This is a genomic window from Marinobacter sp., from assembly GCF_039977835.1.
GTDB lineage: Bacteria > Pseudomonadota > Gammaproteobacteria > Pseudomonadales > Oleiphilaceae > Marinobacter.
Genome location: NZ_JBDWCL010000048.1, coordinates 69,968 through 81,393 on the forward strand (window position 1 = coordinate 69,968; position 11,426 = coordinate 81,393).

Annotated in this window: 12 protein-coding genes; 7 read left to right on the top strand and 5 right to left on the bottom strand. The window is 58.9% G+C overall.

Annotated features, from left to right (window positions below; translation table 11 throughout):
• Positions 1 to 7 precede the first annotated feature (7 nt).
• The 4 genes from ABJM11_RS14915 to ABJM11_RS14930 form a co-directional block, all read right to left on the bottom strand.
• Positions 8 to 715, bottom strand: a complete 708-nt coding sequence (locus ABJM11_RS14915; RefSeq protein WP_348293210.1) for an anti-sigma factor domain-containing protein — start codon at positions 713 to 715, stop codon at positions 8 to 10.
• Positions 712 to 1,260, bottom strand: coding sequence for a sigma-70 family RNA polymerase sigma factor (locus ABJM11_RS14920; RefSeq protein ID WP_348293211.1), 549 nt, complete (start codon positions 1,258 to 1,260; stop codon positions 712 to 714). Before ABJM11_RS14920 ends, ABJM11_RS14915 begins: the two co-directional genes overlap by 4 nt.
• A gap of 203 nt (positions 1,261 to 1,463) precedes the next feature.
• Entirely contained in the window at positions 1,464 to 2,096 is a 633-nt protein-coding gene (locus ABJM11_RS14925; protein ID WP_348293212.1) for a hypothetical protein, read from the bottom strand.
• 149 nt (positions 2,097 to 2,245) lie between these two features.
• Positions 2,246 to 3,733, bottom strand: a complete 1,488-nt coding sequence (locus ABJM11_RS14930; RefSeq protein ID WP_348293213.1) for an amidase — start codon at positions 3,731 to 3,733, stop codon at positions 2,246 to 2,248.
• Positions 3,734 to 3,785: 52 nt separating this feature from the next.
• Here ABJM11_RS14930 and ABJM11_RS14935 point away from each other — a divergent pair, with 52 nt between their 5' ends.
• Both ABJM11_RS14935 and ABJM11_RS14940 read left to right on the top strand, forming a co-directional pair.
• Positions 3,786 to 4,901 (top strand): hypothetical protein, encoded by a 1,116-nt coding sequence (locus ABJM11_RS14935; RefSeq protein ID WP_348293214.1) that lies wholly within the window; start codon positions 3,786 to 3,788, stop codon positions 4,899 to 4,901.
• Positions 4,902 to 4,920: 19 nt separating this feature from the next.
• Positions 4,921 to 5,685 carry a sulfite exporter TauE/SafE family protein gene (locus tag ABJM11_RS14940; RefSeq protein ID WP_348293216.1) on the top strand — a complete coding sequence of 255 codons (765 nt, stop codon included), beginning with the start codon at positions 4,921 to 4,923 and terminating at the stop codon, positions 5,683 to 5,685.
• Positions 5,686 to 5,709: 24 nt separating this feature from the next.
• Here the strand turns inward: ABJM11_RS14940 and ABJM11_RS14945 are convergent, their stop codons facing one another.
• Positions 5,710 to 8,067, bottom strand: a complete 2,358-nt coding sequence (locus ABJM11_RS14945) for a diguanylate cyclase (protein WP_348293218.1) — start codon at positions 8,065 to 8,067, stop codon at positions 5,710 to 5,712.
• A 220-nt stretch (positions 8,068 to 8,287) separates the two neighbouring features.
• On the opposite strand from ABJM11_RS14945, the gene ABJM11_RS14950 reads away from it, so the two are divergent.
• From ABJM11_RS14950 to ABJM11_RS14970, 5 genes are all read left to right on the top strand, one after another.
• On the top strand, positions 8,288 to 9,085 hold the full coding sequence (locus tag ABJM11_RS14950) for a MotA/TolQ/ExbB proton channel family protein (RefSeq protein ID WP_348293219.1): 798 nt from the start codon (positions 8,288 to 8,290) through the stop codon (positions 9,083 to 9,085).
• Positions 9,072 to 9,473, top strand: a complete 402-nt coding sequence (locus ABJM11_RS14955; protein ID WP_348293221.1) for a biopolymer transporter ExbD — start codon at positions 9,072 to 9,074, stop codon at positions 9,471 to 9,473. The genes ABJM11_RS14950 and ABJM11_RS14955 overlap by 14 nt, the downstream gene beginning before the upstream one ends.
• Entirely contained in the window at positions 9,470 to 9,880 is a 411-nt protein-coding gene (locus ABJM11_RS14960; protein ID WP_348293223.1) for a biopolymer transporter ExbD, read from the top strand. The genes ABJM11_RS14955 and ABJM11_RS14960 overlap by 4 nt, the downstream gene beginning before the upstream one ends.
• Positions 9,880 to 10,647, top strand: coding sequence for an energy transducer TonB (locus ABJM11_RS14965; RefSeq protein ID WP_348293225.1), 768 nt, complete (start codon positions 9,880 to 9,882; stop codon positions 10,645 to 10,647). The genes ABJM11_RS14960 and ABJM11_RS14965 overlap by 1 nt, the downstream gene beginning before the upstream one ends.
• A 198-nt stretch (positions 10,648 to 10,845) precedes the next feature.
• Complete coding sequence (locus ABJM11_RS14970; protein WP_150994834.1) at positions 10,846 to 11,364, top strand: Hcp family type VI secretion system effector; 519 nt, start codon at positions 10,846 to 10,848, stop codon at positions 11,362 to 11,364.
• Positions 11,365 to 11,426: the final 62 nt, after the last annotated feature.

The window sequence follows — 11,426 nt, forward strand, 5'->3', positions numbered from 1 at the left end:
CGGAGGATCAGAGCTCGTACAGCTTGGCCACGTGCAGAATCGGACCGGTCGGCGCCCCGGTCGGCGACCCTCCCACCGGTTCCAGACTGATAGCCAGGGTGCGGCTACTGCTGAGCAGGGCCCGGGTTTCGTCGTCAAGGGTAACCTGATAGGTTTCACCTACTGGCATGACCCCCAGTGACACTGGCTGTCCGTTTTCAGGCACGATCCACAGTTCATAATCCTTGCCCTGCTCAGCCGCTGTGGCAGCAACGGGCCGCAGTTTCAGCTGGCGGTCGAGCGCGGACTCGCTCACCAGCCACAACGGATCAGTCGTTTCAGCCTGTACGATAGCACCAGACAGTCGTTGGTCATCACGAGATGCCGGCTGTTGCAACAGTATCACCGCCAGCACCAGCGTTGCCGCCGTTGCCACCAGGCTCCAGCCGGGCCATAACCAGCGACCGGCGCCGTCATTGGCCGCCGTTGTGGGTGTCGCGTCCCGGCTTTGCGGCCACAACCGCCGCTCAATGCCGGACCATACCGACGCCGGAGGTTTTTCTTCCTCAATGCGTGCCCCCAGGGGGCCCAGCTTTCCCTCCCAGAACCAGACCTCCTGACGGACCCTGACCGACTCCATCATCCAGCGTTCAAACCGCTGGCGTGCCCGCCCGCGGAGGGAGCCCAGAACATATTCCGCAGCCAGTGCTTCAATTCTTTCCGGTGTCTTTTTCATCGCTCCAGGCACCTCTTGAGAGCCATCAGGCCGCGCCTGATCCAGCTTTTGACCGTTCCAACGGGAGAGCTCAACGTCTCAGACAGTTCGTCGTGGGTAAAACCCCGGTAATAGGACAGCAGAATACTGTCACGCTGGGGCTCTGACAGCTCCTCAAGGCAACCAGTGAGTTCGGCGGCGCCGGCACTGCGAAGAGAAACATCCAGCGGCCCTTCGCGCCCGTCTTCCACATGTTCAAGGTGGCTATCGCCTGACGTCTGCTTCGCCTTGCGGACCCTCATCAGGTCCAGAGTGCGGTAACGGGCGATGGTCAGCATCCAGCTCAGGGGGGCGCCACGTTCGTCGTGATACTCACCGGCGTTGTGCCAGATCTGCACGAAGGCATCCTGCACTGCTTCTTCCGCCAGATCCCGCTGGCTGGCCAGTTTCAGGCATAGCCCGAACATCCTCGCGGAAACCTTCTCATACAGCCGCTGGAACGCGGCCCGGTCTTCGCGGGCAACTGCAATCAGCAACCCCATGAGTTCATCCTGCTCAACATCCATGGCCATCATCTCCGCGTTACCGCCTGTTTTTATGGGTTATATCAACAGTACGTCGGGTATGGCCTTAAAGATGCACAACAGACTCAACATCGGTGTCGAGCTGGAGTAACCATTCTGAACCGGACTGGAGTATGAATAGCTGCGATCTGAAGCACTAGGCCCCGGTATTCTGTGACACCCGGGGCCTTTGCAGTGCAGCTCAATCAGTGCAGGGAACGGAGTTGACGCGGATACAGTGCGGCGCTGACTTCAGGCTCATCCAGAAGGTCCGCCAGCTCCATATCCACCTCGGTTTCCTGGCCTTCATCAGGCAGGGGCTCAAACAGGGTGTTGAGCCATGAGGTGACGGAAGGGGCTTCATCGCGGCCATACTCTGTGGACAGGGCCTTGATGCGACGGAAACCGATAATCCGTTGGTGCTTGGGATCACGGATCTGCTCGAAGCCGCGCCAGTAAATCCGGTCGCGGGTGTGCAGCTGAACAAAAAGCGTGTCGATGGGCTCGGACGGGTCTTCACCACGCACCGCTTCATCGTCAAGGTCTTCCGCCGCTCGGGTTTCTTCAGCGACAGTATCGGTCTTTGCCGGCGTTTTGTTGCGAATAGTGGTCCACGCCGGATAGAGCACAGCCACCGCATCGGCTTCTACATGCTCACGGGCAGCGCGGAGGATCAGTCCCCAGCGGGCCTTGTCGGCATCGGTTTCAAGAGAGTTTATGGGCAAGTCGTAGCTTTGTTCGCTGGACAGAACGATGGCCATCATCGGGGCATCAAGCTCCCCCATGGCCTCGGCCTGTGCTACAGACACCAGTTCGTCGATTGCCATCGGTTGGTTCATAATACGCTCGCCTCCTCGATGCCATCAGGGTCTTTCAGGGAGAAAGGGTTCTCCCTGACTCACAGCATAGCCTGTTACTGCCATAAAGATAAACGTGGATGCGGTGATCGCGGATCACATTACGTCATTTATTGTTTCAGAGCGTAGTTTCATACTGTCGTCTCCAGCAACTCATAACGACCAAACCAGGGGCTGGCCTCTTCCAGCTGCGCCGCCAACTGCAGCAGTGTGGCTTCGTCACCATGAGGTGCGCCGAACTGTACACCGACAGGCAGTCCGGAGGCTGTCCAGTACATGGGCACTGACATCGCCGGCGTTCCGGTGAGGTTCGCCAACTGTGTGAACGGTGTGCGGCCCAGGCTATCCAGAGCCATCTGGTCCACCTGCCCGCTGCGATGCAACAGTTTACCGGCCTTGAGAGCCAGCATCAGGCGGGCTGCAAACTGAAGGTGGCCAGGGGTGTCCAGTTCACCGATTTTTGCTGGTAGTTGCCCGGCGGTGGGGCAGAGATACATATCGTAGCCCTGGAAAAATGCCCCGAGCGCCCGCGCAAAGTCATTCCATTGCTGCCTCCGCCGGACATAGTCCGGCAGCGGCATGGTCCTGCCAAGCATGGCAAGCAGGCGTGTATCGAGCTCGAAATCCTCCTCCCGGGCGCCGAATTCGGCTTTTGCCTTCTCCATCAGTGTCGATACTTCCCCAAAATACAGGCCCAGATAACAGCGAGCCAGCGCCATACCATCGAACTCCGGGCGGGCATACTCCACATCGTGCCCCAGTGCTTCGAGGACACGGGCGGTGTCTTCAACCGCATCCACACACTCCTGGGCCACCTCGGTATCGTACGGGGAGGAGGTAAAAACGCCGATTTTCAGGCGCCGTGGGGACAGCTGCATCAGTTCTGCGTAGGGTGCTGATGGTGGGGCAATAGCAAACGGATCGCCCACCGAGGGACCCGACAGAACGTCGAGCATGGCCGCGCTGTCGCGAACCGTCCGCGTCACCACGTGGTCGGATGACGCGCCGGTCCAGGCTTCTCCGCTTAAGGGACCGGCGGAAATCCGGCCACGGGAAGGCTTGAGCCCGAACAGGCCATTGTAGGCCGCGGGAATCCGTATCGACCCGCCGCCATCGTTGGCCCCCGCCATGGGCACAATTCCTGCCGCTACTGCAGCACCAGAACCACCACTGGAACCGCCGGGCGTCAGATCGGTATTCCACGGATTGCGGGAAGCTCCCCACAGGGCTGACTCGGTTACCGCCTTGAGACCGAACTCCGGGGTTGCGGTACGACCCAGAATTACCAGCCCGCCGGCCCGGGCCCGGCGAACGTATTCCGAGTCCTGCCGTGCAACGTTGTTTTTAAGCCCACGGCTGCCAAAGGTACAGGGGTGCCCCTGTTGCTCCTGGGCCAGATCTTTAAGCAGCATGGGAACGCCGGAAAAGGTACCATCAGGCGGATAACTCTGGCTCAGCGCATCCGAAAACTGGGGGTAGCAGACAGCGTTCAGCCTGCTGTTAACAGCCGAGGCCCGCTCTATAGCCGCCTCACAGACTTCACGGGCTGATACTTCATTACGGCGAATCAGGTCGGCAAGTGCTACCGCGTCGTACCGGAGGTATTCGGATTGCTTCATGATCGATTCCGTTTGTTATTCTGAACACTGGAGATTGAGGGAACTATCGCCTATGAACAAGAGTCCCGGGCGTCGCACACTTGCTGTCGCTTTCATGGTCACGTCCATTATCGCACCATTTCTGTACGCCAGCGAACAACCGCCAGAGCCGGTCGACGACTGGACCGGCATTGTTCGCGACTCCCCCTATTGGGTGAGCCAGGGAGTTTATAAAAACATCATCACCATCCGACACTGGGTACTGAAAGAATCCGGGTACTGCTCGGATCCGGACCGGCATATTCTGTTCAATATGCGCGGCCAGTTCCTTGGCTATATTGACGACGAAAACAGCCGTAAGGCCACCCAGAAACGCCTGAACGACACCAGGCGCGCACTTGCCACCAGCGGCCGCGCAGACAACTGGGCGGTCGGCGGCCCTGGCAAAACCGGCTATCCTTTTGCACTCTCCTGTGACCAGCCTCATGTCAATCTGGACGAAGCCGTGGCGCGTTATCTGGGCACGCTGCCCTCCGCGCTGATCTGGGGCGCGTGGGATGACCTTGTCTTTGCCTCCCAGGAAAACCCTGAATCTCTTCACGAAGCGCTGATGTATGTCTATGAAACGCGCCAGCAACGCAACAATCTGCCAGCAAAACTGCCCACGTACCTTGCCGGGCAGGTGCTGATCGAAAGCAGCGGCCAGCAACGCGCCCACTCCATCGCCGATGCCAAGGGCATACTGCAGCTATCACCCTCGGCACTCAGCGACTGCCAGATAAAGCCGGCCAACCACTGGCACCGGCTGGCCCAGATTGATTGCGCCCTCAGGTTAATGAACCAGAATGCCCGTAATCTGCAGGAACCGTTCAACCGGCGTTTTGGCGATCTGCCCGACGAAAAGCGTGACCGGCTTTTTACCCTACTACTGGTTCAGGCTTACCACGGCGGGGCGAGCCGTATCGAAGCTTTGCTGGAGGACGATACCCTGTCCCGGCCCGCCGCCTATTTTGCAAGGGAACACGATAACTTCAGTGCCGGTGATATTGCGTTCGGGATGGTGTTCCACAACCTGGGGCGCGACCGTTTCGGCCTGGCCTCGCTGTATTATGTGGCAGACGTTCAGCTTGCCGCCGAGGCATTGTGCAAATCAGCGCGCCTTGGCGGTGCGTCTTTCTGCAACCTGTAACCAGCTCCGGGAGTCCGAATTGGAACTGACACTGATTCCGGAGGGGCTGACAGCCACAACCGCAGCCATACTCCTGACGAGCTCAGTGGTAACCTCAATGATCACCGCCAGCCTTGGTGCCGGCGGTGGCGTGCTGTTACTGGTATTGATGGCATTCTGGATCCCTCCCGCGGCAATCATACCGGTACATGGCATGATCCAGCTGGGTTCGAACGCCGGGCGGGCAAGCCTGACCTGGCGCCATACCGACTGGAAGGCCATCGCGGCCTTCGCACCCGGTGTGCTGCTGGGGGCTGGATTGGGCGCCTGGGTACTGGTGGACCTGCCAACCTATCTCTGGCAACTGACCATTGGCCTGTTCGTTCTCTACCTCTGCTGGGGGCCGGCATTGCCCAGGGGCGTCTTTGGCAGCAGCGGCATATTCCTGGCGTCGGGCCTGACCAGCTTCATCAGTCTGTTCGTGGGCGCTACCGGCCCGCTGGTGGCCTCCTTTATCAAGCAGATGCACAGCGACCGCTTCACTACGGTAGCCACGTTTGCCATGGCCATGACGCTGCAGCATGCCCCAAAGGCCCTGGTATTCGGTTTTGCCGGTTTTATGTTCCGGGACTGGGTGCTGTTTATCGTGGCGATGATTGCCTTCGGTTTCGCCGGCACCTGGCTGGGGCTGCACGTGCTCAGGTCCATGAGTAACCAGCACTTCAGCCGCCTGTTCAATATTCTGTTGACACTACTGGCCCTGCGCCTGCTGTGGCAGGCCGGTGGTGCTGCGGGTTGGTGGTAGGGCAGAGCCGGTTCCGCAGCCCCCTCATACAAGCTGGTCCTGGGGCGGCAGAGGAACGGTGACCACCTGGTTGCGGCCACGAGCCTTGGCGGCATAGCTGCCTTCATCAGCTCTCGCCATGATTTCACGGGGGCCGGAATCGGCTTCCGACATTTCCGTGAGGCCGATGCTCGCGGTAACCCCGAAGGATTTGTCGTCCTGCTCGATTCGAATGGACTCGATACCCCGGCGGATGGTTTCCGCCAGCTCCACCGCCCGTTCCAGGCCACAGGCGGGCAGAATAATGCCGAACTCATCGCCACCCAGGCGTGCCACCGTGTCAGACTGCCTCACTGACGCCCTCAGCAGATCTGACAGGCGTCCCAGCAGGTCATCCCCCATCAGGTGCCCACCCTCATCGTTGACCGGCTTGAAGTAGTCCAGGTCAATCAGCATCAGCACACTGGCAACGGTCTTTTTGCTGGCGTCGCCCAGACATTTCACCAGCGATGAGTTGAATGCGCGTCGATTCATCAGCCCTGTGAGGCTGTCATGAGTTGCCTCCCATGACAGCCGCTCTTCTTCACGGCGGCGTTCGCTGTCGTCCCTGATCACCAGTATGAGTTGATGATGAGCCCCGCCCCTGCGCAGATGGAGCATGGTCAGGTCCACATCGAAGGTGCGACCACGACTGTTCCTCATGGTCGCATACAGACTGTCCACATCGGCACTGCGGAGGAAATCATCCGACTCCCAGCGGCGGTTTTCGCTTTCTATCGAGACCCGCTCAAAGAAATTGGCCTGCTCACACCCTTCCGGCAGACCCAGGAAACCACAGGCGGCCTCGTTGGCATAGCGGATAACGCCGTCAACATCGAGCATCAGCACACCTTCCTGAAGGACCCCGAGAATGCTGTCAGCGCGTTCCTGCTCTTCGGCCAGCTCCGCCTCGACTTCGAGTTCATGGGTGATATCCCGCACCACGGTAATGGTGCCCAATGTTCGTTCTTCGGTGCCGAAAATGGCGGTCATTACATCCGCCCAGACCAGTTGCTGGTCTCTCCGGGTGTTGAGGCGAAAACGCCCCAGGAAAACCGCATTCTTTCTGAGCGCTTCCCGCCAGTCTTCCACGGCACTGGCGCGATCTTCCTCATATACTCCCTCAACCAACGGAGTATGCAGCAGGTCATTGGCGTCTATTCCTACAATACGTTCGAAAGCGGGGTTCACGAATTCAATCCGGCCCAGAACATCCGTCTGAATAATACCGATCGGCGCGCTCTGGGTAAGAGAACGGAAGAACGCCTCGCGCTCAGCCAGCGACGCCATCACTTCATCCCGCTCTTCCATGACGGTATTGAAGGTTTCTGCCACCTGTCGGATTTCCGAACCGCCGGCGACATCAACTGGCTCGGTACGGATGCCCAGATGGCGCTCGCTGATCTGGAAACCGAGTTTACGCAGTGGCGCCATCAGCCGCCGGAAGACGAGTAGCGCCAGCGGAGCCGCCACCAGAATCACGATCAACAGCACCTGGGCAAACGTTTCCTCCAGCCGGCTGACCGGGGCGTAGGCCTCCTTTACCGGCCAAATCGCCGCCACGAACCAGGGTACCTGGGACATCTGCTGCACCGACATGATGGTGGTGATACCTTCCTGATTTTCAGTTCTGGCAGTGCCTTCGAACCCGGAGATGGCATCCCGCAGTACCGGATTTTCAAGCCTCAGTTTTGTCATGGTTTCACCGGTGCGGCCGTGGGCGAGGGTCACGCCGCTGCGCGTGGCGATACCGACGTAGCCTGTGTTGCCAATACGCACCCCGCTAATTTCCTGCATGAAATTGTCGCCGGCAAGATAGATCGCGCCACCGAGAACCCCGATAAACCGCTGACGATGGTCGAAAACGGGAGCGGTCATCATGATCGCCGGGCGATCCTGATAATTCGACACATAGGGTTCACTGATCACCGGGGTCAGCTGGTTTGAAGTTTGCCGGAAGTACTGGCGGTCACTGATGTTCAGCCCGGTCTGCTGATACTGCAGGGGATGTTCGGCGATGACATTGCCTTCGGTATCAAACAGATAGATACCGTCAAACAGATGCTGGAGGGCAATTTCGCGCCTGATAAGCACACGGGCCCGGGCTTTCAGTACGCTCTCTTCCATGGCGAACCCCTCGGCAACATGGGCGAGCGTATCACGTCGTTGCGCGAGCCGGGTGTCCAGGTCACCGGCGACCAGGTCAGCCAGTGTTTCAACCTGTTGGCGGGCCTGGGCCTCCAGTTCAGCACGACTGACCAGAGAGCTGACAACCGCCACGGCTAAAGCTGAAACCACAATGGCGAAGACCACAAAGGCAACGGCCCGGTTGACGAGACTGGCGAACCAACGCTTTCTCAACACCCTCAGCAGGCCCCCGAACACCGAAAGTAATTACTCAATGCACCTGGTGGTTTTTCACAGGGATTACCAGATATCTGGCTCACAAGGCATAGCACCGTTTGTTGTCATTGATTATAGATGACCAGTCTAACAGACAGCTGGCTTTCAGAAGGTTACGGGGCTTGCAAATTCAATGATAATCGTTATTATTTAGATCTATTTGTAGATTGAGGTTACCGCAATGACAGACTCCCTGCTCGCCGACGCCACCGACATCAGTGCCGGCCCGGTAAGCCAACTGCTGGAAATGGGCGGCCCTGTAATGTTGGTACTGCTGGCAATTGCAATTGCGGGCATCGTGACCTTCGTTTACCTCATGTTATACGGGGCTTTTTTTGCGCCCAGGCTCACCAAAAAACTTAAAAAAGGCATTACGGTTTGGCAACAAAAGCCCGACAGTGAAGGGCCCGGCCACCTTAGCCGCAATTCCAGCCGGTTCAGCCGCCTCAATCCGCTGCACCACCTGATTGTCGGTACCATGAATGCCCGCCTGGCGGGCACGAACCCCCAGCAGATCCGCGAAACCGTCGCCAGAGATGCCCATAACGCCCTGGAACCTTTTGAGGCACCGCTGAAAATTATCGAGGTTATCGCCGCCCTTGCGCCGCTTCTGGGCCTTCTGGGCACAGTCATGGGTATGATGGAAGCCTTCAGCGCCATGGCTGCCACAGAAGGGAGAGCCAATGCCTCCCAACTGAGCGGAGGCATATACGAGGCACTTACCACCACTGCTGCAGGTCTGGTGATCGCCATTCCGTTTGCCGCGCTGGCAGCCTGGATTGAATTCCGCCTGCGGCGGATCCAGAAAACCATCAACAGCGCCCTTGTAACCGTGCTGTCGGTCCCGGCAGCAGCGCCCGGGAACCATGAAACCGCCGAAAACGCCGGGGCGGGGACCGACGCTTCACCCCCATCCCGTCGTTTTGCCGACTATCCAGCAACCGGACAGCAAGGCCGACTGGCCAATGCAACTGGTTGATCCCAGGCCGGCAAGGCCGGTTCCCATCCGCATTACGCCGCTGATCGATGTGGTATTTATTCTGCTGGTGTTCTTCATGCTCACCAGCAGGCTGTTGCCCGTGAGTTTCATGGAGTTGAGCAACAGCACTGGCAATACCAGCCCGGTCACCGGAGAGCCCATACCAGAGATCACAGTACAGCGTGAGGGCCAGGCCGTCTGGCGGGGTGAAACCTACAGAATTGAGGCGCTTGTGGCTGAACTGAAAGCCAGTGGCATCGACGAAATCAATCTGGCAACCGCACCTGTTACACGCCTGACGGATTTCACCTCGGCTTTCAGCCAACTATCAGACAGCGGCCTCACTGCCCACTGGAAGCGTTCACCGCGGCCCGCGGAGCAACCATGAGCGATCTCGTTCCATCCCCGGAAACCTCCGGCAAGTCTCTCATCGAACGCCTGGAAGATGCCCTGCTGCCGCTCATTAACCTGGTTTTCCTGCTGCTGATGTTTTTTATCGTGGCGGGGCAGTTGTCGGATACACCGCTGCCGGACCTCCCCGGCACCGCAGATCAGACCGGCCATGAGCAACCACATGCTGATCTCATCGTTACTGCCGCCGGGGATTGGCAGGTAGGAGGGCAAACAGTGGGAGCCGACAGCCTTTCTGACGCACTACCCACCCCAGATGCCGAGACCCCCCTTAAAATTGCAGCCGAGCAGGATATTGCCATGGATGAACTCGAGGCCCTGCTTCGGGTGCTGGAGAACAGTGGCTATGAGGAAGTCATTCTGCTGACGGAGCCTGCCAGTTGATGGAAGCCAGTAAAACCGTCCGCGGCCTGCTGTTGATCCTGTCCGTTGCCATTACCGCTGTGGTCCTGGTGATTGCCGCGCCTGACAGGGTGCCTGAACTCAAACCGCTTGGGGATTCGGCGGTCAATTCCGCTCCGGCTATCCGGATATCTCTGGCCGGAGCCCGAAAACCGAAAGAACCGGAGACGCCCGAACCACAGAGTCAGGAACAACCACGAGAGCCAGAGCCTAAACCGGAACCTGAGCCAGAACCGGAGCCGAAGCCTGAGCCTGAGCCTGAGCCTGAGCCTGAGCCTGAGCCTGAGCCTGAGCCTGAGCCTGAGCCTGAGCCTGAGCCTGAGCCTGAGCCTGAAGTAGTGGAGCAGGTTGCCGAGGCCGACACAAGTGAAAGTAAAACCAGTACAGAGGCGCCCACGGCCAGCACTGCCGAGGAAGAGAGCCCCAATCAACAGGTGGAGCTCACGGCCGGACAATCCTCCGAGGTAGACAGCTACCTCACCAGACTGAGCCGGCACCTCAGCCAGTTCTACGAATACCCGCGCCGCGCCCGCCGCCTGGGGCAGGAGGGGTCTCCGGTTCTGGTGTTTGAGTTCAGCCGCGATGGCAGACTGGTTCAGTATTACCTCAGCAAGTCCTCGGACCATTCACTGCTGGACTACGCCGCCCTGGACATGCTTGAGGACGCGGAGCCCCTACCCGAGGTTCCGGAGGCCATGAAAGGCGAGACCTTCACCTACGCCCTGCCTGTCAGATTCCGCCTGCGATGAGCAAGATGTTGCCCGGTCAGCAATATCTCGCCTCCAGGCCAGCAAAGGATTGCCCGAACAACCCTCGCTCCACTTACCAGAGAACCCTTACCCATTGTTATTGAACAGTTTTTCATTCATGGCACGGCCTTTGTTAGAGAGTAGTCGTCCAGGGAGAACCCAAGGACACTTATTCACTCATTCGTCATGGAGCAGACTATGCCAACTCCTTGTTATATCAGCATCGAAGGCCAGACTCAGGGTAACATCACCGCCGGCGCATTCACTTCCGATTCCGTAGGCAACATCTACGTTGAAGGGCACGAAGACGAAGTACTGGTCCAGGAATTCAGCCACGTTGTAACCGTTCCGACTGACCCGCAGTCCGGCCAGCCTTCCGGCCAGCGCGTTCACAAGCCGTTCAAGTTCACGTCCGCCCTGAACAAAGCCACGCCGCTGATGTACAACGCCCTCGCTTCCGGTGAAATGCTGCCGAAAGTTGAGCTGAAGTGGTACCGCACCTCTGTTGAGGGCAAGCAGGAGCACTTCTTCTCTACCATTCTGGAAGATGCCACCATCATCGACATCCAGTGCGACATGCCGCACTGCCAGGATGCCGCCAGTGCCGACTTTACCCAGCTGGTAACCGCGTCCCTGTCCTACCGCAAAGTCACCTGGGAGCACGCCGTCGCCGGTACTTCCGGTGCAGACGACTGGCGTTCACCGATCGAAGGCTAAGCCCTCCGGTCCGACCAGTTACAACGGCCAGCACTTGCTGGCCGTTGTTGTTTTTACGGCAG